The following is a 23,670-nucleotide window of genomic DNA, read 5'->3' as shown; positions in this document are numbered from 1 at the left end:
TTGGAGGGGTAAATTTGACAGGTCTGCTCAAACACTGCACATTATGCCCGCGCGCCTGCGGCGCCGACCGGACGCGCACACGCGGCCTGTGCGGCGCCGGCGCGCAGGTGGAGGCCTCCCGCGCTTCGCTGCACCTGTGGGAGGAGCCGCCGATCTCCGGCACGCGCGGCTCCGGCACGGTATTCTTTACCCATTGCTCCCTGGGCTGTGTGTTCTGCCAAAACCGCCAGATCAGCCGCCGCGCGGCGAGCGGCACAACCGTTTCCATAGCCGAGCTGGCAAAAACCTTTCTTTCACTTCAGAACAAAGGCGCGCACAACATCAACCTGGTCACCGGCGCGCACTATGCGCCGCAGATCATCGAGGCGCTGGCACAGGCCAGGCTGCTGGGGCTGAACATCCCTATTGTTTACAATTCCAGCGGCTATGAAAGCGAGGATACGCTCGCCCAGCTCGACGGATGGATCGATATTTATCTGCCGGATTATAAATATTACAGCAGCTATTATGCCGCGCGCTATTCCCATGCAGAGGACTACCGTGAAACCGCTGTCGCCGCGATTGCGGAAATGGTACGGCAAAGCGGGCCGCCCCAGTATGATGCCAACGGTCTGCTCCTTCGCGGAACGGTTATCCGGCATTTGATGCTGCCGGGGCTTGCCGGCGATACCGCGCAGGTGCTTCGTGATATCGCGGTCCGGTTCAGCGATACCGTGCTGGTGAGCCTGATGCGGCAGTATACGCCGTTTGACATGGAGCGCTGGCCCGAGCTGAACCGCACGGTCACGGATAAGGAATATGAAGATGCCTGTACGCTGTTCCGCTCGCTCGGGCTGGGCGGCTTTTTTCAGCAGGAACAAGCGGTTGGGGAGAGCTTTATCCCCGCGTTTGACGGAAGTGGATTGGAGGAAGAAAAATGAAAACCGTGCTCGCCATCGCCGGCACCGATCCCACCGGCGGCGCCGGTATCCAGACCGATTTGAAAACAATCGAAGCGCACGGCCTGTATGGTATGGCCGTGATCACAGTCGTGATCGCACAGAATACAACAGGCGTTTTTGATATGCAGCCTGTTTCCGCAGCGCTTGTCGCCAAGCAGATCGACTGCGTCTTTGAGGATATCCGTCCTGACGCTGTAAAACTGGGCATGCTGTATGATACCGATATCATCCGCGCGGTGGCGGAGCGGCTGCGCGCCTACCATGCTGAAAACATCGTGCTCGACCCTGTGATGCTCTCTTCCAGCGGAAGCGCGCTGCTGCGCCCTGACGCCGCCAAAGCGCTTTTGGACGAGCTGTTCCCCCTGTGCGCGCTCGTTACGCCCAATCTGCAGGAAGCGGCCGCGATATGCGGCCATACCATCCGCAGCCGTGCGGACATGGAACGGGCCGCACAGGCGATCGCCCCCTTGGCCCAAGGCTCTGTGCTGGTCAAGGGCGGGCATCTGCAGGACTGTGCCGACGACCTGCTGTTTGCGGACGGCCAGCTCCACTGGCTGCCTGCGCCCCGTATCGATAATCCCAATACCCACGGCACCGGCTGCACGCTCTCCTCTGCGATTGCCTGCGGTCTGGCGCAGGGAATCCCCCTGACTGACAGTGTTAAACGCGCCAAGCGTTATCTGACCGCCTGTATCCGCTATGGACTGGCGCTGGGGCATGGCTCCGGTCCGCTGCAGCACAAGGTGGATTGGGACGAATAGAATAAGCCCTGACCCGAACGGGTCAGGGCTTTTGATTTTACAGCAGCATCTCCAACGGCGCGTCGCAATAGGGACAACGGCTGCCGGGCATCCCCTCCAGCGGCAGGTATGGCTCGGTCTTGGTGATACATTTGTGGTTGGAGCAGCGGACGCCGTGCGCGCCGATCTCCTGATGTCCCGCACGGATGAACGGCAATTTGGAAAGCGTCAGCAGCAGCGCCATGCGGCCGAACATCCCGAACCGCGCCTGGCGAAAATAAACCGCGCGCGGATCGTCGTCCACGTCCTGCGCGATCTCGTCCACACGTGGCAGCGGGTGGAGCACCAGCATGTCCTTTTTGGCGCGCTTCATTTTTTCCGCAGTCAATTGGTAGCTGCCTTCCAGGTTTTTATATTCCTGCGCAGTCACAAAGCGCTCGCGCTGGATACGGGTCATATAAAGCACGTCGAGTTCCGGCAGGACTTCGTCAATACTGTTCACTTCGCAATACGGCATGCTGTGGTCATTCAGGAAGCGAATCATGTAGTCGGGCAGCTTCAGCGCTTCCGGTGCAATCAGATAAACCTGCACATTATGGTATCGCTCCAGAAAATGCAGCAGCGAATGGACCGTGCGCCCATACTTCAGATCCCCGCACAGGCCGATTTTCATATCATCCGCCGAGCCGCGCAGACGCAGGATCGTCACCATGTCGGTCAAAGTCTGCGTGGGATGCAGATGTCCCCCGTCGCCGGCATTGATTACGGGAACCGAGGAATACATCGAAGCCGCTTTCGCCGCGCCTTCGCGCGGGTTGCGCATGACAATCAGGTCCGCATAGCTGGATACCATGCTGATCGTGTCTTTCAGCGTCTCCCCCTTTGCCGTGGAGGAGGAGCCAGGATCGGAAAAGCCAACCACACTGCCGCCCAGCCGCATCATCGCTGTTGAAAACGACAGGTTTGTCCGTGTCGACGGTTCGTAAAACAGGCTGCCCAGCACCTTGCCGCGGCAGGCATCCGTATAGCCTTCCGGACGGTCGATTATATTTGTTGTCAGTTTGTACAGGTCAGCGAACTCTTTTTCTGTTAAATCGCTGAGATCAATGATATGGCGCATGGTTTTCAACCTTTCCTCATGTCTGTTTTCCCTATCCATTTTAGCACAGGGGGATTTGAAAGGAAAGGCCTATTTCAGAATTGCGTCGATCGGGTCGAGCCGTGCTGCCCGAATGGCTGGCAGCAGGCCTGCCACCGCCCCGCAGACGAGGGAAAGGAGCAGGATCGCGGCCGACAGCGTCCAGCCCGGCAGCAAAACAGTAACGCCGAACAACAGCAGCAGGCAAACCGTTCCCCAGCCGCAGACGCCGCCAAAAGCGCACAGCAGAGCGGATTGCAGCAAAAACAGACGCCGGATATCACGCGGCTGCGCCCCCAGCGCCAAAAACACACCGATCTCCCCTGTTTTTTCGTGCGTCGCGGCCAGCATGCTGCATAATACGCCGATCAATGCCACACATAATGTGATCCCACCCACAACGAGGAACAGCAGGATGCACAGGTTGGCCATTTGCTCCACCGCGTCCACCATGCCCGACATATTCTGCACCCGCACGGTCCCGTCCACCTTTCCCCGATCGGTCAGGTAGCCGGATATCCGGCTGCTGACATGGGACAGATCCGCTTCCGCAGCGCATTGGACAAACACCTGATCCGCATTCTCCTGCCGCGATGCCAGGCGCGCATAAGGAATGTAGATCAGGTGCGGCGCAAAGGAGGAAAGCGCGCCGCCCAGCGCGCTTGTCTGCGCCCGAACAACGCCGCAGACCGTAAAATACTGATCCGCTCCGTCCAAACGAACCCGCACGGTGCGCCCTACAATGTTGGTGCGCCCATAAAGCGCCTGCGCCAGATCGTCCCCAACGACCGCCACCGGCTGGCCGGACGCGGCCTGCCGCTCCGTGAGCAGACTGCCGAAAAGCACCTCCAGCCTCATCACATCCCCGAGGCGTTCATCCGCGCCGAGAAAAACGGCGTTCTCGCTCACATATCCCGCGCGGATCGTTCCTGTTTTGGCCTTGATCGGCATTACCTGCTCGATCTCCTCCACCGCCTGCCCCATCTGATCGGCCAGCTCGGCAGACAGCGGATTGCCGGAACCGTGGTTGTCCAGATAAACGGTCAGCCCGCTCACGCCAAGCGTCTGCAGCGTCACATCCACCTGCGCTTTGCCAAACAGCCCGATCGAGGCGATCAGCAGCAAGGCGCCGGTGCCAACCGCAACCGATAAGGCGCATAGTCCGGTGCGCAAGGGGTTTTCCCGCAGATTGCCAAGGGCCAGCCAAAATAAATCGACAAGCCTCATGCCGCCACCTCGACCGGCGTACCGTCCGTCAGGTCGTCCGACGGCGAAAGGATCACAACCTCTCCGGCCGTTAGCCCCTCGGTGATCTCCGTGACTTCCTCCAATAGATAACCTGTCGTGACCGCTTTTTGCACTGCCCTGCCATCCTGCACACAGAATACATATTCCTGCTCGCCGCGCTGGCATACCGCTTCATAGGGTACGGCGACCGCCTGGGGATGATAGTCGGTAAATATTTTAGCCGTAACCGAGTAGCCGGGCCGCAGCCCTTCGGTGCTTCCCCGCAGCGGCAGCACCGCTTCCACCGTCGCCTCCCCGCTCTCCCCTGTCAAGCTGACTGCGCGGACCGCAACGGGCGATATCGAAGCGACCGATGCGCTGTACACCCGTTCCCCGGCAGCGGCCGCTGTAATGTTCGCCATCTGGCCGCGCTGCAAATCGCCTGCATAGACCTCGGGAGTGCGCACCCGAACCTGCATATTTTTCAGGTCCGCGATCTGTACGCAGGGTACCTCCGACCACACCTGCTCATTCTCCATCGGAAGCGCAAGAACCGTACCCGAAACGGGCGCCCGTATCGCATCCCGCTCCTCCGCGGCCACCGTCTGATCGGATGATTCGGAAAAAGATTTCCAAACGCTCTGGAAGCTTGATGCCTCCAGCTCCCTGCCTCCCCGCGGCACAAGCGAACAAAGGATGTCTCCAGCCTCTACGGAATCCCCTACCGCAGCGTATACCGCTGTTACCACCGCGTTTTCATAGGGACATACCGCAACACTGTCGGCCGCTTCCACGGTACCCTGCACGGTGATGCTGTTGTAAATATCCTGTGCGGAAGCGACCGCCGTCTGTACGGCTGCCGGCTCCGGTGCGCGGAAAAAGCAGGCCGCCCCCAGCATTACCGCCAGCACCACCGCAGTCACAGCCAAAACAATACGCGCTTGTTTTTCCATAAAATAACCGACCTCCCGCCGCAGACTACTGATAGTCTGCGGCAAAAAGGCCGGATTTACTCCCGTATTTTTTGTAGTAATTTGCAGTTTTACAATACCGCACGAATCGCATCGGCGGCCGTGCGCACCCGCACGATATTCATTTTTTTCGTCAGCGCCTCATCGATGTCCTGCATCGGCATGATGCAGGTATGGAAGCCAAGCCGGTACGCTTCGTTGATCCGCTGCGCTGCGCCCGACACCGCGCGCAGCTCGCCGGTAAGCCCGATCTCCCCAAAGCCCATTACCCCTTCCGGCAGGGGCTTGTCCCGAAAGCTGGACGCGATCGCCAGAACCATGGGCAGGTCAACCGCAGGCTCGTCCAGGCGCATGCCGCCGACCACATTGACATATACATCCGAGGACGAAAGGAAAAAGCCGCAGCGTTTTTCCAGAATCGCCAGCAGAAGCACCATCCGGTTATAGTCCACCCCGGCCGCCGTGCGCCGCGGCACACCGAACTGTGTTTTTGCCGCGAGCGCCTGCACCTCGGCAAGCAGAGGGCGGCTGCCCTCCATCACACAGGCGATACAGTTGCCGGAGGTGCCCTGCGGGTGTCCGGCCAGCATGGCCGCCGAAGGATTGTTAACCTCCAGCAGACCATGATCGCTCATCTCAAATACGCCGATTTCGTTGGTGGAGCCGTAACGGTTCTTTGCCGCGCGCAGACAGCGGAACGGCCCTGTCGTCTCTCCCTCAAAATACAGCACGCAGTCCACCATATGCTCTAAAATTTTGGGTCCCGCCAGCGTCCCCTCTTTGTTGACATGGCCGACGATAAAAATAGTCACATTTTTATTTTTGGCGTACTGCATCAGGCTCATCGCACATTCCTTGATCTGCGTTGTACCGCCCGGCGCGGCGGTCAGATCCCGTTTATACACGGTCTGGATCGAGTCCACGATCAGGATATCCGGCTCCATCTGCTCAGTTTCCTGGATGATCTGCTCCATATCCGTTTCGGACAGAATGTATAGCTCCGGCGAGGAAATCTGCAGCCGCGCCGCGCGCAGCTTGATCTGCCGGAGGGATTCCTCCCCCGATACATACAGCACCTTGGCGTTCCGGCACATCTCCTGGCACATCTGCAGCAAAAGCGTGGATTTGCCGATTCCCGGCTCGCCGCCGACCAAAACAAAGGAGCCATGTACCGCGCCGCCGCCCAAAACGCGGTCGAGCTCCCCGATACCGGAATGGAACCGCGCCTCATCCCCGCTTTCAATCTCGCTGAGCGGCACCGGCCGCGATGCGCCGCGCGGGAAGCTGTTGGTCCCGCGGGCCGCTGATTCCGGCTGTATCTTGAACTCGCTCATTGTGTTCCAAGCGCCGCACGAAGGGCATTTCCCGAACCATTTTGGGCTTTCATAGCCGCAGTCGCTGCACAAATAAACCGATTTTTGTTTCATAATTCCTCCGTCAGCCGCCATTTACATATTGCAGGTATCCGCGCAATATGCAGGCGGCAAGCTTTTTATGGTAGTCTGGATCGTTCAGCTTCATTTCCTCTTCCGCATTGGATAAAAAACCGCATTCGACGATCACCGCCGGACAGGTGAGCTTTTTCATCAAATAGATCGAGCTTTCCGCCTGCTTGGCCTGACGCCGGTTTTCCGGATCGCAGCCGTAAATCAGGCTGTTCTGCAGGTATTCCGCCAGAACGCGGCCGCCCGCATGGTTGGCGGAATAAAACACCTGCGCTCCATGGTATTGCGGATCGCTGAACTTGTTCAGATGGATGCTGAGAAATATCGGATTTGCCGCCTGCTGCACGATCTGCTCCCGCGCCTTGATATCCGAAATTTTATTTTCCCTCACCGGTCGGGAGGGGTCGTAATCCAAGGCGTTCGTATCCGGCCGTGTCATCACTGCCTGCACACCGAAAAAACCGGCCAGGCCATACAGCCGCTGTGCAATGCTTAAATTGATATCCTGTTCGGCTGTGCCGTTCGACCCAACCGCGCCGCCGTCAAAACCGCCATGTCCCGCGTCGATCACCAGTGTGCGGGAGGCGCGGCTTTCCGCTATTGTCTGCACAATACCGCTGCTGTGAACCGCAGTCAGGCCGGCCAGCAATCCGACCATTACGCCAAGCACCATTCTTTTTCCCATCTTGATCTGCATCGCGCGCACCTCCGTGCTCCAAACATATGCGCGACTTGTTTTTATTATAATCCACTTCATAGCGTGGTGCAATAAAATCGTTGTTACCGGCACAAAATCATGCTATGATACAATTATAAAAATGGAGGGGTATGGGTTATGAACAAGCTACTTGCAGTGATCGATTATCAAAATGACTTTGTGACCGGCTCGCTCGGCTTTGACGGTGCCGCCGCGATCGACGATGGGATCGCCCACCTGGCCCAGGCGTATCTGGCGCAGGGGGATCACGTCTTATTCACCTATGACACCCATGACGACCTGTATTTGGAGACGCGGGAAGGGCGCGCGCTGCCCATTCCCCACTGCAATCCAAAGGAACAGGGCTGGCGCCTTTATGGGAAAACGCAGGAGCTATGCTGTGAGACCTGTGCCAATCATCAAATCCACAACATCTGCAAGCACACCTTTGGCATGCCGCCGGCAGAGCTTGCCAAGCTGGGAAGTGAGCTTCCCGATTTGAAGGAGATCATGGTCGTAGGCGTTGTGACGAATATGTGCGTCATTTCCAATGCCGCGCTCCTGCAGGCGCAATGGCCGGAAGCCCAGATTATCGTGGATGCTTCCCTGTGCCGCAGCTTTGACCCTGTCCTGCATGAAAAGGCGCTCGATGTGATGCAGGGGCTGCAAATGACCGTTATCAACCGCTGAAAAGAGGGACCGCATAAGCGGTCCCTCTTTTCCGTTTAATCGATCTCCCATACCGTGGTACGGCCGTAGTCGTCCACAATTTCCAGTTCTACCGTCAGCGCCTCCAACGGTTCCCTGACCGTCCAGTCCGGCTCTGCATACAGGTAGATTTCATGCAGCATATGGAGCGCTAACTCCTCCTCGGTTGCGTTAATCATTACGTTCATGCGTTCGAGTTCTTCGTCTCCCTTGCGCAGAATGAGCGCCGCGCTCTGGGGTGCGACACGCATGGACGGAGCAAGGGAATACACTTGAATCTCCAAATACCCCGATACATGTGTCCCGCTCCAATTGGATGTAATACCTCCGGTCTGCCATCTCGAACTGAACTGCAGCGTGTAGGCATCCTCCACGCCTGTCAAATGGTCCACCAAAATATTACGAACCATGCCACTCTCTTTATCTGTCAATACCAGATAAACCGAAAACGCATCCCGCATGGGGATTTCCGTATCGCCGGAATAGGCGTTGTCCTGACCCAACAGCGCACCGCAGGTCCAGCTGGACGAACCGCTTTGGAGGGAGAACTTCGCGGTTTCGTTTTCCGGATGCAGTTCTTTCGGTCGGGCATAAATTGACACATGCAGCATCTCCGCAAGCTGTGCGTTCGGATCATACTGCAAATCATAGGACACATCGAAATCTGCCAGCGCGCTTTCCTCCTGCGCGCCGGACTGCGGGATATAAACGGTATCCGTTCGCTCCGGCATGGCATTGACCTGCGCCTGCAGTCCCTCTACACGCTCCTGCAGGCGTCCGATCCATATGAGGGACACAAGATTACACAAAGCCACTACCAGAACAAGCAGCACAGCCGCGATCGCAAACCACCTGATTTTCCCTGTCAGCACCGGCTGCTTCAGAGGGGCGACTGGGGCTGCTGCGTTTTCCGGTTCCGTGGATTCACTTTCCGGCAGCCTGCTGTCCGGACGCAGAATCGCATCGACCGGCACGCCAAATATCCGCCCCAGTTCCACCAGATTATCCATGCCCGGCACCGCCTGATCCGCTTCCCATTTGGATACCGCCTGGCGCGATATCCCCAGTTGGTCCGCCAGCGCCTCCTGGCTCATGCCTGCCCTCCGGCGCAGGGCTGCTATTTTTTCGCCCGTAGTCATTTGATCACCGCCTTTTCTTTATTTCAGGCTACCGCTTTTCCTCTGAAAATGCCACCAACCGGTCGTTTCTTTTTGTCAACCAACGGTTGACATGCGCGAAAGGGACAAATAAAGCCCCGAAAGACGTCTCTTCCGGAGCTTTTTTCAGCCTTATGTAAACCGGTTTATTCTATGCCCTCATTTTCCCCTTCGGAGCGATTATTGAAAGCATATTCCGCGCACTTTTCTTTCGCTTCTTCCTCTGTTGCGTAAGGACAGGCACGGACGCGGCCCTCTGTTTCGGAAAACGCTACACAAAGCTTTTCCGTCCCCGTTGCGAAGCGGCGGCGGAACAGGCACCAAAGCTTCTTCATTTGTAATTCTCCCTTTCTTGTCGTCAAACTCTGGTTTAATTATAGCGTGCGCCCAACCGATTGTCAACGAGATTGATAAATAAATATCAATAGCGGTTATTCGCCAAAAAATTCCTCATGAATGGCTTTGACTGCCTTTTCGCTGTCTTCTTCGTTAATCAGGACAGATATCTTGATCTCCGAAGTGGAAATCATGCGGATATTGATTCCGGCCATGGCCAGCGCTTCAAACATTTTGGAGGCCACGCCTGCGGAAGACGCCATGCCTGCGCCAACAATGGAAACCTTCGCTACTTTGGTGCTGATCGACACGTCCTCATATCCCAGCATTTCGGCATTGTCCCGCAGGATTTTTCCCACACGGTCCGCATCATCCTGCCGTATGGTAAACGAAATGGATTTTTTGTTATCGCGGCCGACGGACTGCAGGATAATATCGATATTTACGTTATGCTTGGCCATCAGCGAAAACACCTTGAACGCGGTGCCGGGCGTATCGGAAACATTGATAATCGCAACACGGGCGCAGTTATTATCACGGGCGACCCCCGAAACGTTCATTTTTTCCATGTGAGAACCCTCCTTGACTTTTGTACCCGGATTGCGGGTAAAACTCGAAATGACCTCCAGGTCGACGTTATACTTCTTTGCCATCTCAACGCTTCGGTTGTGCAGGACCTGCGCGCCGAGCGAGGCCAGCTCCAGCATCTCATCATAGGTGATCGCTTCCAGCTTGCGCGCGCCGGGTACGATACGCGGATCGGTCGTGTACACGCCGTCCACATCCGTATAAATCTGGCACAGGTCCGCGCCCAGCGTTGCCGCGATCGCAACCGCAGTCGTATCCGACCCGCCGCGGCCGAGCGTTGTCAGGTCGCCCATTTTGTTCAAGCCCTGGAAGCCTGCGACGATGCAGATTTTCCCGTTATCCAATTCCGCCTTCAGCCGGTCGCCCGAAATGCGCTTGATGCGCGCGTCCGAATAATTGCTGTTGGTTTCCAGCCCAATCTGCCAGCCGGTCAGCGAGACCACGGAAAAGCCGAGCTTCTGAATCGCCATCGCGAGCAGGGACATGGAGATCATTTCCCCTGTGTTGAGCAGCACATCCATCTCCCGTTTGGAGGGATGGTCGTTCAGCTCTGCCGCCTTTGCGATCAGGTCATCCGTTGTGTCGCCCTGCGCGGATACGACGACAACAACCTGGTTGCCCGCCTGTGCCGTTTTCGTCACAATGTCCGCCACGTTTTTCAGGCGTTCGGTATTTGCCACCGAGGTTCCGCCAAATTTCTGCACAATAAGACTCATACTTGTTACGTTTCCTCCTTATATCGCCTACCGTCAAAAACGGTCCTGCTTCAAATACGCTTGACTGTCGCGCCGACCTCATCACAGCGAAGCTGCACCGCATGCCAGTGCGGATATTTTTCCGCACACAAGGCCTGCGCGCGCGCGGCGTAGTCACGGTCCCCCTTATAGACCATTGCGATAATAGACGGGCCGGCGCCCGAGATAAATGCGCCTAACGCCCCCAGCTCCTTTGCCTCCCGTATGATGTCCTCCCCGTTTTCGATCAGGCCGAACCGGTACGGCTGGTGCAGACAGTCCCTTGTCGCAACATCCAGATTATCCAGCTTTCCGGTCGTCAGCGAGCCTGCAAGCAGGGCGGCGCGCGCTAAATTATAGACCGCGTCATGATGCGCAATCGTCTTGGGCAGCGCGGCGCGCGCTTTTTCCGTTGACAGCTTAAAGTCAGGGATAAACACAATAAAGTCAATGGCGCTGTGTACCGGCACGCGCACATGGTGTACATGCCCGTTTTCCAGCAGCGCAACGCAGAAGCCACCGAGAATCGCCGGTGTGGAATTATCCGGATGCCCCTCGATCGTTGCGGCCAAATCGATCACAGCCTGCCGGTCAAGCGGCTCGCCCAGCATCTCATTCGCTCCCATAATCCCCGCCACTGTGCAGGCGGAGGAGGAACCGAGCCCTCTTGTCTGCGGGATCGCACAGTCTTCGACGATGCGCAGCCCGTTCAGGCTGTAGCCACATTCATCATACACCTTTTTCGCGCATTGGTAAATCAAATTCCGCGAATCCTTGGGAATTAACTGACCGTTTTTATCCGAAATATCAATGTGGTCGCATTCTTCCATCTCGATAATATTATAAAGCTCAAGCGCAATGCCGATGCTGTCATAGCCCGACCCCATATTTGCGCTTGTCGCGGGTACCGTTACCCTTACCATGTGTTTTCCCCCTTAGAGCATGCGCATCGCCGCGCAGACCTTGCCGCAGGCGTTGAGCTGCTGGATTTTTTTCTGCATATCGGCGGTCGCCAGTTTGCTGGTTTTCACAACCACCACGCCGTCGACCGGTTCTGTCACACTTTCGACCGGCAAAACCGCTTCCAGATCTTTCTGGCTGCCCTTGAACCGGACATACCATGCGCTTTGCAGCGTATCCAACGGCCGAAGCAAACAGCGCGAACCATCCCCCCACATAATACGGCGGCGGTGGTCACGGTGTTCCACGCAGTCCATCATATCCGCCACGACTGCGGAGGCTGTCGCCAGCTTGCCGGCTCCTTTTCCGTAGAACATGACCTCCCCCGTGGCGTTGCCGTTAATCATGATCGCGTTGAACACATCCTCCACCGCAGCCAGCGGGCTTTCCTTGTGGATCAGGTGCGGCGCAACATATGCATACGCGGTTCCATCCTCGCAGCGCACGGAACGGCCCAGCAGCTTGATCACGCAGCCCAGCTTATCCGCGTTGGCCACATCCTCAAGCGTTATTTTCGTGATGCCCTCGCAGGAAACCGCATCCGGATCGAACTTATCCCCAAAAGCCAGGTCGGAAAGAATGCAGATCTTACGGCAGGCGTCATGCCCTTCAATATCCGCTGTGGGGTCCTTTTCCGCGTAGCCGTTGAGCTGCGCCTGTTTCAGCGCGTCCTCGAAGGTGACGCCGTTATGGATCATCTGGGTCAGGATATAATTTGTCGTTCCGTTGAGAATACCGCAGATTTCGTCGAACTCATTTGCCGCGAGGCACTGCAGCATGGGGCGGATAATCGGAATACCGCCGCCGACCGATGCCTCGAACATATAATTTACACCGTGCGCCTGCGCAATCTGGAGCAATTCCTCCCCTCGGGTCGCGACCAGCTCCTTGTTGGAGGTGCAGACGCTCTTGCCGGCCTGCAGGCAGCGCTTGGTGAACTCATACGCCGCGCCGACGCCGCCCATGACCTCAGCCACGACCGAAATCTCCGGATCGTTTTCTATAACGGAAAAATCCGTTACAAATTTATTCCCATACGGCAATGCGGAAAAATCGCGCAGGTCGAGTACATATTTCACCTCAACCGGCTCCCCCAGCACACGGGCGATTTTTTCCGCGTTCATTTCAAATACCTCATATACGCCGGAGCCAACCGTGCCATGGCCCATGATAGCTGCTTTCACCATACGTCATTCTCTTCCTTTCGGCTGTTCTCTTATTCGGATGCTAAAATTTCCACCTTGTTTACGCCCTCCAGCGCTTCCGCCCGATGCACCAGCTCTTCGACGGAATATTTCATTTCACCGGTGCGCGCGGCTATCGTGACCGAGGCCTGCCCCCGCATGGGGATGGATTGGTTCACCGTCAGCAGGTTGGCGCCGGACCGCGCCATAAGCCCCAGAATACTCGACAGCATCCCAGGCTGATCGTGCAGCATGAAATGAAATGTTACAATCCGGTCGGTCGTCGCCTCAAAAAATGGCCGGACGCCATCCTTATATTTGTAATAGGCGCTGCGGGACAGCCCTGCTATTTTCGCCGCCTCGCTTGCGGTGGCCGCCTTTCCAGAGGCAATCGCTTCGTTTGCTTCGATCACGCGCTGAAACACCTCGGGCAGCAATGTCCGCTCGACCAGATAATATTTTGGCTTAATCATGCGTTGTCCTCCCTAAAAAGACAGATGTCTTTTTCACGCTTTCCTATCATACCATATGAACCCCTGCAAAGCAAGGGAATATGTGATAAAATTCTTGTTTTTCACAAAATCCTTTTGTATGATTCGACAAAGCTGTATCCGATTTCTTGGCAAATCCAATATGGCTTAATTCCCTAAACTATGATATACTAAAAAACATGTGAAATTAGAGACGGAGAATCGCACTATGCAACAAAAAAACGGAAATGGCACCTTTACCTCGAAAGTAGGATTTGTTCTTGCCGCAGTCGGCTCCGCGGTCGGCATGGGAAACATCTGGATGTTTCCATACCGCACAGGGCAGTACGGCGGCGCGGCGTTCCTGATTCCTTACCTGCTGTTTGTCGCTCTGTTTGGATACGTCGGCCTGTCGGGCGAATTTGCGTTCGGCCGCCTGACCGGCACCGGACCGATCGGCTCCTATGAGCACGCGATGAAAAGCCGCGGCAAAAAAGGCGGCGCTTTTCTCGGCGCAATTCCGCTGTTTGGGTCGCTCGGCATTGCGATCGGCTACGCCATTATTGTCGGTTGGGTGGTCCGCAGCGCATTTGGCGCGCTGACCGGCGCCTTGATGCACACGGAGCCGGAAGCATTCTTTTCCCAGATGAGCAGCACACATTTGTCCAGCGTTCCCTGGCACACGATCGTTGTGCTGATGACGGTTGCCATACTGATCTACGGTGTGTCGGGCGGCATCGAAAAGATCAATAAAGTTATGATGCCTGCATTTTTCATCCTGTTTTTGATTATCGCGGTGCGCGTCGCTTTCCTGCCCGGCGCACTGGATGGTTACCGGTATCTGTTTGTCCCCCAATGGGAGTTTCTTTTGAATCCCAAAACCTGGGTCATGGCGATGGGGCAGGCGTTCTTTTCCCTTTCCGTCACAGGCTCCGGTATGATCATTTACGGCAGCTATCTGAGCAAAAAAGAGGATATCGTCCACTCCTCCACGATGACCGCGCTGCTCGATACCTGCGCGGCTATGCTCGCCGGCTTTGCCGTTATCCCATCGGTCTTTGCATTTGGGCTTGATCCCGCATCCGGCCCCAAGCTGCTGTTTATCACTCTGCCCCGCGTCTTTCAACAAATGCCGATGGGGCGGCTGTTTGCTTTCCTGTTCTTCCTTTCCGTCCTTTTTGCCGGCATCACATCGCTTGCCAACATGCTCGAGGCGGTTTCCGAAGCGGCGCAGACCCGTCTCAAGCTCAAGCGGAAAACCGCTGTTGTGCTTTCCGGCATTGCAACGCTTGCTGTCGGCCTTCTGATCGAGCAGGAGGCGCTGATGGGCAGATGGATGGATATTATTACGATCTATGTGGTTCCGATCGGCGCGATTCTCGGCGCGGTCATGATTTATTGGGTGCTGGGCGTCAAGGAGATCAAAAAAGAGCTTATGCTTGGTCGGGAAAAACCGCTCAGCCGTGTATTTGATCCTCTCGCAAAATATGTGTATGTTTTCCTGGCAGCGCTCGTCGTCGTATTCAGCTTCCTGATCCCCGGCGGCATTGGCTGACGTTTATTTTGGATATCATAGCAGACAATAAAAGGGCTTCCCCTTAAGGGGAAGCCCTTTTATTCTTCCAGAAAGAAAATGCTTTCTACCGGCTGCTCCAATAAGCGGGCAACCTTCATCGCCAATTCCAAGGTCGGATCATATTTGTTATTTTCCATTGCCACCACGGTCTGGCGCGAAACACCGAGCAGCTTTGCCATATCCTCCTGTCGCAGGCCGCGGGCTTTCCGCAGCGCTTTGATACCGTTCTTCATATATCTTCACTCATATCATCATAATCCCGATAGCAAGCATTGCTCCCAGCGCACCGACTGCAAGGCCGAATACCAGCACGATCAGCAGAGTCTTCCACAGCGGATAGGGCTTATATTCCTCGTCGCCCTCCGTATACCGATGCCGCAGCGCAAGTGTGGCGATCGATTGTGTCAGCACGCCCAGCAACAGAACGCCGTTGGAAAGCGGCATGCTTTCATTTTTAACAAATACGCTGTAAAGGGTACACCCCAGCAAGCCAAACAGCATAACCGTGTATGCAATAGAGATTGCTTTGTATTGGATCATACGCTCCATCTCGTCCGCCCGCTGCATCCCGGGCTGCAAACCAAGCTTATCGGCCAATGCGGTGAAACGCAGCGGCCGCCTTCTCCCGATCCATATAAACAGAGCAAGAAAACCAACCAGAAACACAATTGGCAGCGCCATCAAAATATAGCTCTTTGCTCCCATATCAAACCCTCCCGCTCTTTCGTGTAATATCAAACTTATTTTACATTTTCAGCATACCGCACACCCACAAAAATGTCAAGAGTTTTTGACTTTTCTCCACAAAAGAAATCCCACGGGTTGGCTTGACAGTGATAAGGAAGTAAATCACTTATCAACTGTTAGCTGACGGTTTTCGGGTGCATACGAAACTCCCGTCTGATTCCTAACAGGAATTAGGCGGGAGTTTTTCTTGTTAACAGAGCCTATATTGGAGGATAGCATTATGAAAACATTACTTTCCTGTGAGTTTAATATCGACACCGCCTGTGTGGAACTGAACTATTCTAACGGAAGCATAATTTCCATTAACTGCACCGCTGTTGAGGATGAGGTGGCGAATAATCGTTTCCAGCGGTCTGAACTGGACTGGCTCATCTACAACGATCCGCTGTCCTATGCAGAATTGATTTTGAATGGCGATCCGGAAGAATACCTGCGAACCGTAACGGAGGCTCCACAGTTAGATTTCGATTCATAAGCAAAGCCGCCAGAGGCACATCCATGCGATGCTGCTTCTGGCGGCTTTTTTACATTTTGTCAATTAAAGCAAACACTACGGCTTGTTGCTCTTCACTCAATCTTGACCATCGTTCCAGGAGCTTCCTTTGTGAATCAGTCAGAGAAACCGGTGAATCTTCTTCTGCGAATAGCTGAGAAAGCGTGATGCCAAAAGCCATGCAGATTTTTTCCAACGACGGAATAGTGGGAACCATATTCTTGCGATACCACGAGGAGATCGTAGATTGAGGCAAACCAGAGCGTTCTGCAAGCTGATACTCCGTCCAGCCCCGCTCCTCTCGATATGTGGTTATGGCAGAGAGAATATCTTTCACCTGCATCACCCCTTTGCTTGTGTTCTTCGTAAATTATACTTTTGTTTGTCGTTGCTCTTTAATAATTTTAATCGTATAATTTTAACGATATACACAAGCAAAAGGAGAATGATTTCAGTGAGCCAGAAAAGCTGTTTCTTTATTGGGCACAGAGAAACACCGGAAGAAATTTACCCAGTGCTATGCGCCGCTGTTGAGGAGCATATAGTCCGCTACGGCGTTACTGAATTTATTGTTGGCCGTTATGGATGTTTTGACGGTCTTGCGGCAAAAGCCGTAAAAACCGCAAAACAAACCCATCCAGAAGTCGAACTGACATTATTGCTGCCGTACCATCCAGCAGAGCGCCCGATTCCTGTACCGGATGGATTTGACAGTACCTACTATCCTCCAGGGATGGAAAATGTCCCTCGTAAGGTTGCTATTGTCAGGGCAAATCGGTATATGGTCGATCATACTGATTTCCTCATTGCCTATGCGTGGCACCCTGCCAGCAATGCAAGAGATCTTCTCGAATATGCAAGAAAAAGAGAGGGAAAGGGATTAATCCATGTGACAGCCTTGCCCCATAACGATTTATAAGAAAAAGTCATTACTTTAATATAGTTTTTTATCTTGCGAAAAGTAATGACTTTGTGCTAAAATTGAATCGACATATTTTGCCGAAAAGAGGTGGTTTTGTGGCGAAAAAGAGGTCCGCTTCTACCGTGACGCCGGATTATGAAGCGATTACATCATTTCAAAAGGGCCAGGCTTCACGCATTTTCAAGGAAGTGAACGAGCAGGACAAAGTTTTGATTGTCAGCAAGCAAAACAAGCCGCAGAACGTCGTTATCTCATACGAACGGTATAAGAGACTCAGGGAAGAGGGAGCAGATATATGAACATCAATGAACAGGCCAATTTTATATGGAGCATAGCCGATTTGCTGCGTGGCGATTTCAAACAGAGCGAATACGGCAAGGTGATTCTGCCCTTTACTGTGCTGCGTCGCTTTGACTGTGTACTTGCACCTTCCAAGGCAAAAATTTTGGAAGCCAATAAGACTTTGACGGTCAGCAACAAGCGCCCTATTTTTAAGCGCATGACTGGCCATGATTACTATAATGTCAGCCAGTTTGATTTCGAAAAACTGATGGATGACAGCAACGCTATCGAAGCCAATCTGCGGGATTACATCAATGGCTTTTCCGAAGATGTCCGTGAAATCATGGACAACTTTGAAATTTTCGGGGTAATTGATCGTCTATCAAGGGCGAATCTACTTTATCTGGTTGTGCAGCGTTTTGCGGAGATTGATATGAGCGATACCCAGATTGATAATCTGGAAATGGGATATATGTTCGAGGAATTGATCCGGCGATTTTCTGAGCAGTCCAACGAAACCGCTGGTGAGCACTTCACGCCCCGTGAGGTAATCGAACTAATGGTAGAAGTGCTGCTCGATCCCGATATGGACGAAATTGCGAATACCGACGGAAAGGTCATCACCATTCTGGACCCGGCCTGCGGCACGGGTGGAATGCTGTCCGTTGCCCAGAACAAAATGGAGTCTCTGAACAGCACGACCCAGGTAATCCCCTTTGGGCAGGAATTAAACCCCGAAACATACGCAACGTGCCGTTCCGATATGATTTTGAAAGGTAATACCAACAGCCGTATCGTTTTGGGAAACAGCTTCAATGAGGACGGATTCAAGTCCCAGACATTTGACTATATGTTGAGCAACCCTCCTTTTGGTGTGGAATGGAAAAAGGTAGAGAAGTTCATTAAGGACGAAGCGGCTTCTCAAGGGTATCGTGGCAGATTTGGCGCTGGTCTGCCCCGCATCTCGGACGGCTCTTTCCTGTTTCTCCAACATCTGATTTCCAAAATGAACCCGCCGGAAAAAGGTGGAAGTCGCATCGGTATTGTATTTAACGGTTCGCCAATGTTCTCCGGTGATGCCGGAAGCGGAGAAAGTGAAATCCGCCGCTGGATTATTGAAAACGATCTGCTGGAGGCTATTATTGGCCTTCCGGATCAGCTGTTCTACAACACCGGCATTACCACTTATATCTGGATTTTGACCAACCGCAAAGAGAACCGCAGAAAAGGCAAAGTGCGTCTGATCAACGGAGCCGGTTTCTTTGAAAAGATGCGCAAGGGTCTCGGCAATAAGCGCAACATAATTAGCCCGGAAAATCGTGCGGAACTGGTGCGCCTGTACAGCACCTACGAGCCGGATGAGAACTATATGGATCTGGATAATGAAGATTTCGGATACCGGAAAATTGTTATAGAGCGACCTCTGCTCGACGAAGATGGTACACCGGTAATCGACCGCAAAGGAAATAGAAAAGCAGATGCCTCCCTTCGTGACTACGAAATGGTGCCGTTGAAGGAAGACATCAACGAATATTTCCGTCGTGAGGTTCTGCCGTTTGTGCCGGATGCCTGGATTGACGAGAGCAAGACCAAAATCGGCTATGAGATTCCGTTTACCCGCTATTTCTACAAATTCACTCCGCTGCGTGACAGTTCTGTGATTATGGAAGATATTAGAGCTCTGGAGGAACGCATCCAAGCGAGCTTGGCGGAGGTGTTTGCCGAATGAAGAAATATTCAGATTATAAAAATAGCAGCGTTCCATGGATCGGAGAGATTCCTACTACCTGGAATCTTTCACAGCTGCGCTACGTTATTGAATGTCTTGACGGAAAAAGAGTTCCTGTTGAGCTTAATTTGCGTGCCGATATGCAAGGAAATATCCCGTATTGGGGAGCAGGCAACATTGTTGATTACGTTGACAAGGCATTGTTTGACGAAGAGCTTGTTCTCTTAGGTGAGGATGGTGCCCCTTTTTTTGATCATACACGTCCCGTGGCTTTTCATATTACTGAACCCATATGGGCAAACAATCACATCCATGTACTGCGAATAAAGGAGAATGCTGACCCAAAGTATATTGTTTATGTGCTTAATGCCGTTGATTATAAAGAATATATAAATGGGGCTATCCTTAACAAATTGACGCAATCGGCGATGAACCGAATAAAGATACCGCTTCCACCGTTAAGTGTTCAAAAGAAAATTTCAAAGCATCTCGATAAAAAAGTAGCTGCCATCAACGCACTACTCACACAAAAGGAATCTCTTGTTACTCTACTGCAAGAAAAGCGGACAACCACTATAAACAATGCGGTCACAAGAGGTATAAAAACTACGGCTAAAATGTACGAAAGTAGTGTTGAATGGCTGGGCGAAGTCCCCGAAAATTGGAGAATTGTTCCGGCAAAGGCATTGTTTGCTCAAAGCAAAGAAACCCGCCACGAAACAGATGTTCAGCTAACTGCCAGCCAAAAGTATGGCATTATCTCTCAAGAAGATTATATGGAAAAGCAAAGCTATAAAATTGTTTTGGCCGATAAAGGACTGGAAAACTGGAAGCATGTCGAGCCCAACGATTTCATAATCAGTCTGCGTAGCTTTCAAGGCGGGTTGGAAATCAGCTATATTCCAGGGTGCATCACGTGGCATTACATTGTTCTGAAGCCTAAGGCGGGTGTGGAACCGGAGTATTTCAAGTGGCTGTTCAAGTCTCCCCGATATATTCAGGCATTGCAGCGCACGGCAAACTTTATCCGTGATGGTCAAGATTTGAGATTTTCAAACTTTGTGCAGGTTCCTCTCCCCTTGATTCCAATGGATGAGCAAAAAGACATTGCCGAATATTTGAATAAGGAAACCGCACGAATTGACAGCATCATTGCGGATATTACAGAACAGATCGAAAAACTAAAGGAATACCGCCAAAGCGTCATTTCTGAGGTGGTAACCGGAAAGGTGGCAGTAGAATGAACTATCAAGAATTGTCACCGCAAGGCGAAACTTTGCTGAAAGAAATTATCGACCTCCAAGCCAGCGGTCAGGACAATGCGGCTTATTGGAGTAAGCGGTTTGACGGATTATCCATGCAGCAGGATACCCTGCTCCGAGAAACGTTTCGGGAATTAAGAGAATGTGGTTATGTAAAAACACAGTGGGCTGACAACATTCCATATTATCTGTCTCTCACAGTGGATGGTCAAAATTATTTCACTAACAAAAAGGCCGCAAAAAAAGCCGAGAAAAAACTCTCTCGGCGGGAATGGCGGATTGCTGTCATATCGGCCATCATTGGCGGTATGGTTGGACTGATCCCCTGGATTTGCACTTTGATAGGAGGTGGTCAATAATGGCAATCGAAACCAAAGAAATTACATTTGAACAAGAGATTGAATACAGCCTGATTGACCACGGCGGATATATCAAAGGGAATCCCCGTGACTATAATCGTGAATTTGCCATAGACACCAAGCAGCTCTTTCGGTTTCTTCAAGACAGCCAGCCCGTAGAATGGGAAAAGCTGTGCAGAAAACACGGAGAGAATGTGGAAACGGGTTTTCTGAAGAAGCTGTATCGTGATCTTGATACATACGGAACATTATATGTGCTGCGGCATGGCGTTGTAGATGCTCCCGCTAAACTATCCCTGTGCTATTTCAAGCCTGCCAGCGGCATGAACCAAACCAGTCAGGCACTTTATGAGAAGAACATTCTCTCCATCACCCGGCAGGTGCATTATAGCCTGAAAAATGAGAACTCCATAGATGTTGTGCTGTTCATCAATGGATTGCCTGTTGCGACGGTGGAACTGAAAAATCCAATCACCGGTCAGACTGTCGAAAATGCAAAGCGTCAGTACATGAAAGACCGTGATCCCAGAGAACTTCTGCTTTCGTTCAAAGCTCGATGCCTGGTTCACTTTGCCGTGGATACCGAAGAAGTGTGGATGACCACAAAGCTCAATGGCATCAACACCTATTTTTTGCCGTTCAACAAGGGAAACAACGGCGGCAAGGGAAACCCTGTTGGGAACAGCACCTACCGGACTTCGTATCTGTGGGAAGAAGTCCTGCAAAAAGGCAGTCTGCTGGACATTGTACAGAGATTTATCCATTTGCAGGAAGATAAAAAGAATCCTAAAAAGTCTGTTATGATCTTCCCACGTTACCACCAGCTGGATGTGGTCCGCAAGCTCGTTGCCGATGTCTACGCAAACGGAACCGGACACAATTATCTGATTCAGCACAGTGCGGGGAGCGGAAAATCCAACTCTATTTCTTGGCTGGCACACCATCTGTCTAACCTGCACGATAAAAATGACAAGGTTGTATTCAACAGCATCATTGTAATTACAGATCGCCTCGTATTGGATAAACAGCTTCAGGATACCATCTACCAGTTTGAGCACGTAGAAGGCGTTGTGACTAAAATCGACAACAACGCCGCACAGCTGGCAGATGCTTTGAACACAGGTAAGAAAATCATTATTACCACACTTCAGAAGTTCCCGTTTATCCTTGAAAAGGTAGATGATTTAAGCGGCAAGCGGTTTGCGGTCATTGTGGATGAGGCCCATTCTTCTCAGACCGGAGAAGCCAGCAAAAAAATGAAGGCGATCCTGGGAAACGCTGAGGGGCTAACGGAAGAAGAACAGCTCCAAAAGGTTGCGGATGAGGAGGCCAAGGAAGAGCGCAAGCAATCCGACAGCGAGGATGAAATCGCAAAAGAAATGGCTACACATGGCCGGTTGCCTAACCTGTCCTTCTTTGCCTTTACCGCAACACCCAAAGCGAAAACGCTGGAGATGTTTGGAACCCCGGATGCAAACGGTATTCCTCATGCTTTTCACATTTACTCGATGAAGCAGGCCATTCAGGAAGGTTTTATTCTGGATGTTCTGAAAAACTATGTGACCTACGATACCTATTTCAAAATCGGCAAGAAAATTGCCGATGATCCCCGCTATGAAAAAAGCAAGGCAAATAAGGCGCTTGGCAAATTCTTAAGTCTGCATCCGCACAATCTGGCCCAGAAAACCCAGATCATCGTAGAACACTTCCGCACTGTCACCAAAGACAAGATTGGCGGCAAGGCCAAAGCAATGGTAGTGACCGGCTCACGCCTGCACGCAGTCCGGTATTATCAGGAGTTTCAGCGTTACATCAAAAAGATGGGATACGAAAATGAGCTGGGCATCCTGATCGCTTTTTCTGGGACTGTTCATGATGGCGGCGAGGAATATACCGAAGTCAGTCTAAACGGGATAAAAGAAAGCGAACTGCCGGAAAAATTCCACAGCGGCGAGTACCAGGTACTTTTGGTTGCGGAAAAATACCAAACTGGTTTTGATGAGCCGTTGCTGCACACCATGTTTGTAGACAAAAAGCTCAGCGGTGTAAAAGCTGTTCAAACACTCTCCAGATTGAACAGAACCTGCTTCGGAAAAGATGATACATTTGTTCTGGACTTTGTAAATTCTGCCGAGGATATACGAGCCGCTTTTGCCCCGTATTATGAAGAAACCAGTATTGAGGAGACAACAGACGCCAACATCGTATATGAACTGAAATCCAAATTGGATGAGTTTCGTGTGTATTGGCAGAGTGAGATTGAGGCTTTCTCCAAAGCATTTTTCAAGCCTACCAAGAAACAGGGGAATATGGATTTTGGCGTACTCAACAGTTTCCTTGATCCGGCAGTGGATCGGTATAACGGTTTGGATGAGAACGAGCAGGAAGAATTCAAGTCTACCCTCGCAAAGTTTGTTCGTACCTACACATTCCTCACCAACATCATCCGATTAGATGATGCCGACCTGCATAAGTTCCATGCTTACGCAAAATTTCTTCAGAAGAAACTTCCAAAGCGAGATGGCGGCGGTCCTATATTTCTGGATGATGAAGTATCGCTGCAATATTACCGGGTTCAGAAGATTTTTGAAGGGTCTATTGCGCTGGAGCAGAGTGAGCCGTTGCCCAATAAACTTCATCCCGGAAAGCCAAAGCCAGAGGAAGAAAAGGCTCCCCTGTCTGAGCTGATTGATAAAATCAACGAAAAGTTCGGTACAGAGTTTACCAATATCGACAAGGTCTTGGAGCAGATTGTTTCTGATATGGATGCCAATGAGGAATTGCGTGTCCAAGCCCGCAACAATTCACAAGAACATTTCCGGTTTCCCTTTAATGATGCGTTTATGGACGTGGTTATCGGGCGCATGGCGCAGAATCAGCAGTTCTGCGAAAGGGTTCTGGATGACGCCAAGTTCGGAGATACCGTTCGTGATTTGTTGGTAGGTGTTGTCTATGAACGATTGCGGAGCACAACAGGAAGTGGAATCCATCCATAGCTGTTGAC

25 protein-coding genes are annotated in these 23,670 nt (G+C 52.5%); 11 read left to right on the top strand and 14 right to left on the bottom strand.

Annotated elements, in window-relative coordinates:
• Nucleotides 1-14 precede the first annotated feature (14 nt).
• On the top strand, nucleotides 15-920 hold the full coding sequence (locus tag ACYQ3S_RS00275) for a radical SAM protein (protein WP_459686791.1): 906 nt from the start codon (nucleotides 15-17) through the stop codon (nucleotides 918-920).
• On the top strand, nucleotides 917-1,702 hold the full coding sequence (gene thiD / locus ACYQ3S_RS00270) for a bifunctional hydroxymethylpyrimidine kinase/phosphomethylpyrimidine kinase (RefSeq protein ID WP_459686790.1): 786 nt from the start codon (nucleotides 917-919) through the stop codon (nucleotides 1,700-1,702). The genes ACYQ3S_RS00275 and thiD overlap by 4 nt, the downstream gene beginning before the upstream one ends.
• A gap of 37 nt (nucleotides 1,703-1,739) precedes the next feature.
• On the opposite strand, the gene pyrB is transcribed toward thiD, so the two are convergent.
• The 5 genes from pyrB to ACYQ3S_RS00245 all read right to left on the bottom strand — a co-directional run bounded on the left by pyrB (nucleotide 1,740) and on the right by ACYQ3S_RS00245 (nucleotide 7,159).
• Entirely contained in the window at nucleotides 1,740-2,801 is a 1,062-nt protein-coding gene (gene pyrB / locus ACYQ3S_RS00265) for an aspartate carbamoyltransferase (protein WP_459686789.1), read from the bottom strand.
• A 69-nt stretch (nucleotides 2,802-2,870) separates the two neighbouring features.
• A complete protein-coding gene (locus ACYQ3S_RS00260) occupies nucleotides 2,871-4,046 on the bottom strand; it encodes an ABC transporter permease (protein WP_459686788.1) in 1,176 nt (391 codons plus the stop codon).
• Nucleotides 4,043-4,999, bottom strand: coding sequence for an efflux RND transporter periplasmic adaptor subunit (locus ACYQ3S_RS00255; protein ID WP_459686787.1), 957 nt, complete (start codon nucleotides 4,997-4,999; stop codon nucleotides 4,043-4,045). Before ACYQ3S_RS00255 ends, ACYQ3S_RS00260 begins: the two co-directional genes overlap by 4 nt.
• Before the next feature lie 89 nt (nucleotides 5,000-5,088).
• Nucleotides 5,089-6,444 carry a DNA repair protein RadA gene (gene radA, locus ACYQ3S_RS00250; protein WP_459686786.1) on the bottom strand — a complete coding sequence of 452 codons (1,356 nt, stop codon included), beginning with the start codon at nucleotides 6,442-6,444 and terminating at the stop codon, nucleotides 5,089-5,091.
• A 10-nt stretch (nucleotides 6,445-6,454) separates the two neighbouring features.
• On the bottom strand, nucleotides 6,455-7,159 hold the full coding sequence (locus ACYQ3S_RS00245; RefSeq protein ID WP_459686785.1) for an N-acetylmuramoyl-L-alanine amidase: 705 nt from the start codon (nucleotides 7,157-7,159) through the stop codon (nucleotides 6,455-6,457).
• Nucleotides 7,160-7,297: 138 nt separating this feature from the next.
• Between ACYQ3S_RS00245 and ACYQ3S_RS00240 the strand changes: the two genes are divergently transcribed.
• Nucleotides 7,298-7,849 (top strand): cysteine hydrolase family protein, encoded by a 552-nt coding sequence (locus tag ACYQ3S_RS00240; RefSeq protein WP_459686784.1) that lies wholly within the window; start codon nucleotides 7,298-7,300, stop codon nucleotides 7,847-7,849.
• Nucleotides 7,850-7,884: 35 nt separating this feature from the next.
• Here the strand turns inward: ACYQ3S_RS00240 and ACYQ3S_RS00235 are convergent, their stop codons facing one another.
• The 6 genes from ACYQ3S_RS00235 to ACYQ3S_RS00210 all read right to left on the bottom strand — a co-directional run bounded on the left by ACYQ3S_RS00235 (nucleotide 7,885) and on the right by ACYQ3S_RS00210 (nucleotide 13,299).
• Nucleotides 7,885-9,006, bottom strand: a complete 1,122-nt coding sequence (locus ACYQ3S_RS00235) for a helix-turn-helix domain-containing protein (RefSeq protein WP_459686783.1) — start codon at nucleotides 9,004-9,006, stop codon at nucleotides 7,885-7,887.
• Between the two features lie 164 nt (nucleotides 9,007-9,170).
• Nucleotides 9,171-9,359 carry a hypothetical protein gene (locus tag ACYQ3S_RS00230; protein WP_107630470.1) on the bottom strand — a complete coding sequence of 63 codons (189 nt, stop codon included), beginning with the start codon at nucleotides 9,357-9,359 and terminating at the stop codon, nucleotides 9,171-9,173.
• Between the two features lie 96 nt (nucleotides 9,360-9,455).
• Nucleotides 9,456-10,664: an aspartate kinase gene (locus ACYQ3S_RS00225; protein WP_054325916.1), complete on the bottom strand. Its 1,209-nt coding sequence runs from the start codon at nucleotides 10,662-10,664 to the stop codon at nucleotides 9,456-9,458.
• 50 nt (nucleotides 10,665-10,714) lie between these two features.
• Nucleotides 10,715-11,605 carry a homoserine kinase gene (gene thrB, locus ACYQ3S_RS00220; protein WP_459686782.1) on the bottom strand — a complete coding sequence of 297 codons (891 nt, stop codon included), beginning with the start codon at nucleotides 11,603-11,605 and terminating at the stop codon, nucleotides 10,715-10,717.
• Between the two features lie 12 nt (nucleotides 11,606-11,617).
• A complete protein-coding gene (locus ACYQ3S_RS00215) occupies nucleotides 11,618-12,829 on the bottom strand; it encodes a homoserine dehydrogenase (protein ID WP_459686781.1) in 1,212 nt (403 codons plus the stop codon).
• A gap of 29 nt (nucleotides 12,830-12,858) precedes the next feature.
• Entirely contained in the window at nucleotides 12,859-13,299 is a 441-nt protein-coding gene (locus tag ACYQ3S_RS00210; protein WP_107630467.1) for an ACT domain-containing protein, read from the bottom strand.
• A gap of 226 nt (nucleotides 13,300-13,525) precedes the next feature.
• On the opposite strand from ACYQ3S_RS00210, the gene ACYQ3S_RS00205 reads away from it, so the two are divergent.
• On the top strand, nucleotides 13,526-14,851 hold the full coding sequence (locus ACYQ3S_RS00205; protein ID WP_459686780.1) for a sodium-dependent transporter: 1,326 nt from the start codon (nucleotides 13,526-13,528) through the stop codon (nucleotides 14,849-14,851).
• 59 nt (nucleotides 14,852-14,910) lie between these two features.
• On the opposite strand, the gene ACYQ3S_RS00200 is transcribed toward ACYQ3S_RS00205, so the two are convergent.
• Together ACYQ3S_RS00200 and ACYQ3S_RS00195 are read right to left on the bottom strand one after the other, a co-directional pair.
• Nucleotides 14,911-15,105 (bottom strand): helix-turn-helix transcriptional regulator, encoded by a 195-nt coding sequence (locus ACYQ3S_RS00200; RefSeq protein ID WP_459686779.1) that lies wholly within the window; start codon nucleotides 15,103-15,105, stop codon nucleotides 14,911-14,913.
• 10 nt (nucleotides 15,106-15,115) lie between these two features.
• Complete coding sequence (locus ACYQ3S_RS00195) at nucleotides 15,116-15,577, bottom strand: hypothetical protein (RefSeq protein ID WP_459686778.1); 462 nt, start codon at nucleotides 15,575-15,577, stop codon at nucleotides 15,116-15,118.
• A gap of 262 nt (nucleotides 15,578-15,839) precedes the next feature.
• On the opposite strand from ACYQ3S_RS00195, the gene ACYQ3S_RS00190 reads away from it, so the two are divergent.
• Nucleotides 15,840-16,094, top strand: coding sequence for a DUF6061 family protein (locus ACYQ3S_RS00190; protein WP_459686777.1), 255 nt, complete (start codon nucleotides 15,840-15,842; stop codon nucleotides 16,092-16,094).
• A gap of 49 nt (nucleotides 16,095-16,143) precedes the next feature.
• Here ACYQ3S_RS00190 and ACYQ3S_RS00185 read toward each other — a convergent pair whose 3' ends face one another.
• Nucleotides 16,144-16,455: a helix-turn-helix domain-containing protein gene (locus tag ACYQ3S_RS00185; RefSeq protein ID WP_081032467.1), complete on the bottom strand. Its 312-nt coding sequence runs from the start codon at nucleotides 16,453-16,455 to the stop codon at nucleotides 16,144-16,146.
• Between the two features lie 111 nt (nucleotides 16,456-16,566).
• Here ACYQ3S_RS00185 and ACYQ3S_RS00180 point away from each other — a divergent pair, with 111 nt between their 5' ends.
• The 6 genes from ACYQ3S_RS00180 (at nucleotide 16,567) to ACYQ3S_RS00155 (ending at nucleotide 23,662) form a co-directional block, all read left to right on the top strand.
• The gene (locus tag ACYQ3S_RS00180) at nucleotides 16,567-17,031 is read left to right on the top strand and encodes a hypothetical protein (protein WP_242864969.1); all 465 of its coding nucleotides are present in this window, start codon (nucleotides 16,567-16,569) and stop codon (nucleotides 17,029-17,031) included.
• Nucleotides 17,032-17,129: 98 nt separating this feature from the next.
• A complete protein-coding gene (locus ACYQ3S_RS00175; RefSeq protein ID WP_054339137.1) occupies nucleotides 17,130-17,333 on the top strand; it encodes a type II toxin-antitoxin system prevent-host-death family antitoxin in 204 nt (67 codons plus the stop codon).
• Nucleotides 17,330-19,045 (top strand): type I restriction-modification system subunit M, encoded by a 1,716-nt coding sequence (locus ACYQ3S_RS00170; RefSeq protein ID WP_459686776.1) that lies wholly within the window; start codon nucleotides 17,330-17,332, stop codon nucleotides 19,043-19,045. The genes ACYQ3S_RS00175 and ACYQ3S_RS00170 overlap by 4 nt, the downstream gene beginning before the upstream one ends.
• Nucleotides 19,042-20,289, top strand: a complete 1,248-nt coding sequence (locus tag ACYQ3S_RS00165) for a restriction endonuclease subunit S (RefSeq protein WP_459686775.1) — start codon at nucleotides 19,042-19,044, stop codon at nucleotides 20,287-20,289. The genes ACYQ3S_RS00170 and ACYQ3S_RS00165 overlap by 4 nt, the downstream gene beginning before the upstream one ends.
• Complete coding sequence (locus ACYQ3S_RS00160) at nucleotides 20,286-20,666, top strand: hypothetical protein (protein WP_459686774.1); 381 nt, start codon at nucleotides 20,286-20,288, stop codon at nucleotides 20,664-20,666. The genes ACYQ3S_RS00165 and ACYQ3S_RS00160 overlap by 4 nt, the downstream gene beginning before the upstream one ends.
• Nucleotides 20,666-23,662, top strand: coding sequence for a type I restriction endonuclease subunit R (locus ACYQ3S_RS00155; protein WP_459686773.1), 2,997 nt, complete (start codon nucleotides 20,666-20,668; stop codon nucleotides 23,660-23,662). Before ACYQ3S_RS00160 ends, ACYQ3S_RS00155 begins: the two co-directional genes overlap by 1 nt.
• The last annotated feature ends 8 nt before the right edge of the window (nucleotides 23,663-23,670 follow it).

This window comes from Agathobaculum sp. TL06 (assembly GCF_054658635.1).
This window is presented reverse-complemented; position numbering and strand designations above follow the sequence as displayed.

What these genes read in the sequence shown, in the direction of transcription:
- thiD (WP_459686790.1), top strand. Translation starts at nt 917, where the DNA reads ATGAAAACCGTGCTCGCCATCGCCGGCACCGATCCCACCGGCGGCGCC.
- pyrB (WP_459686789.1), bottom strand. Translation starts at nt 2,801, where the DNA reads ATGCGCCATATCATTGATCTCAGCGATTTAACAGAAAAAGAGTTCGCT.
- ACYQ3S_RS00260 (WP_459686788.1), bottom strand. Translation starts at nt 4,046, where the DNA reads ATGAGGCTTGTCGATTTATTTTGGCTGGCCCTTGGCAATCTGCGGGAA.
- ACYQ3S_RS00255 (WP_459686787.1), bottom strand. Translation starts at nt 4,999, where the DNA reads ATGGAAAAACAAGCGCGTATTGTTTTGGCTGTGACTGCGGTGGTGCTG.
- radA (WP_459686786.1), bottom strand. Translation starts at nt 6,444, where the DNA reads ATGAAACAAAAATCGGTTTATTTGTGCAGCGACTGCGGCTATGAAAGC.
- ACYQ3S_RS00245 (WP_459686785.1), bottom strand. Translation starts at nt 7,159, where the DNA reads ATGCAGATCAAGATGGGAAAAAGAATGGTGCTTGGCGTAATGGTCGGA.
- ACYQ3S_RS00240 (WP_459686784.1), top strand. Translation starts at nt 7,298, where the DNA reads ATGAACAAGCTACTTGCAGTGATCGATTATCAAAATGACTTTGTGACC.
- ACYQ3S_RS00235 (WP_459686783.1), bottom strand. Translation starts at nt 9,006, where the DNA reads ATGACTACGGGCGAAAAAATAGCAGCCCTGCGCCGGAGGGCAGGCATG.
- ACYQ3S_RS00230 (WP_107630470.1), bottom strand. Translation starts at nt 9,359, where the DNA reads ATGAAGAAGCTTTGGTGCCTGTTCCGCCGCCGCTTCGCAACGGGGACG.
- ACYQ3S_RS00225 (WP_054325916.1), bottom strand. Translation starts at nt 10,664, where the DNA reads ATGAGTCTTATTGTGCAGAAATTTGGCGGAACCTCGGTGGCAAATACC.
- thrB (WP_459686782.1), bottom strand. Translation starts at nt 11,605, where the DNA reads ATGGTAAGGGTAACGGTACCCGCGACAAGCGCAAATATGGGGTCGGGC.
- ACYQ3S_RS00215 (WP_459686781.1), bottom strand. Translation starts at nt 12,829, where the DNA reads ATGGTGAAAGCAGCTATCATGGGCCATGGCACGGTTGGCTCCGGCGTA.
- ACYQ3S_RS00210 (WP_107630467.1), bottom strand. Translation starts at nt 13,299, where the DNA reads ATGATTAAGCCAAAATATTATCTGGTCGAGCGGACATTGCTGCCCGAG.
- ACYQ3S_RS00205 (WP_459686780.1), top strand. Translation starts at nt 13,526, where the DNA reads ATGCAACAAAAAAACGGAAATGGCACCTTTACCTCGAAAGTAGGATTT.
- ACYQ3S_RS00200 (WP_459686779.1), bottom strand. Translation starts at nt 15,105, where the DNA reads ATGAAGAACGGTATCAAAGCGCTGCGGAAAGCCCGCGGCCTGCGACAG.
- ACYQ3S_RS00195 (WP_459686778.1), bottom strand. Translation starts at nt 15,577, where the DNA reads ATGGGAGCAAAGAGCTATATTTTGATGGCGCTGCCAATTGTGTTTCTG.
- ACYQ3S_RS00190 (WP_459686777.1), top strand. Translation starts at nt 15,840, where the DNA reads ATGAAAACATTACTTTCCTGTGAGTTTAATATCGACACCGCCTGTGTG.
- ACYQ3S_RS00185 (WP_081032467.1), bottom strand. Translation starts at nt 16,455, where the DNA reads ATGCAGGTGAAAGATATTCTCTCTGCCATAACCACATATCGAGAGGAG.
- ACYQ3S_RS00170 (WP_459686776.1), top strand. Translation starts at nt 17,330, where the DNA reads ATGAACATCAATGAACAGGCCAATTTTATATGGAGCATAGCCGATTTG.
- ACYQ3S_RS00165 (WP_459686775.1), top strand. Translation starts at nt 19,042, where the DNA reads ATGAAGAAATATTCAGATTATAAAAATAGCAGCGTTCCATGGATCGGA.
- ACYQ3S_RS00160 (WP_459686774.1), top strand. Translation starts at nt 20,286, where the DNA reads ATGAACTATCAAGAATTGTCACCGCAAGGCGAAACTTTGCTGAAAGAA.
- ACYQ3S_RS00155 (WP_459686773.1), top strand. Translation starts at nt 20,666, where the DNA reads ATGGCAATCGAAACCAAAGAAATTACATTTGAACAAGAGATTGAATAC.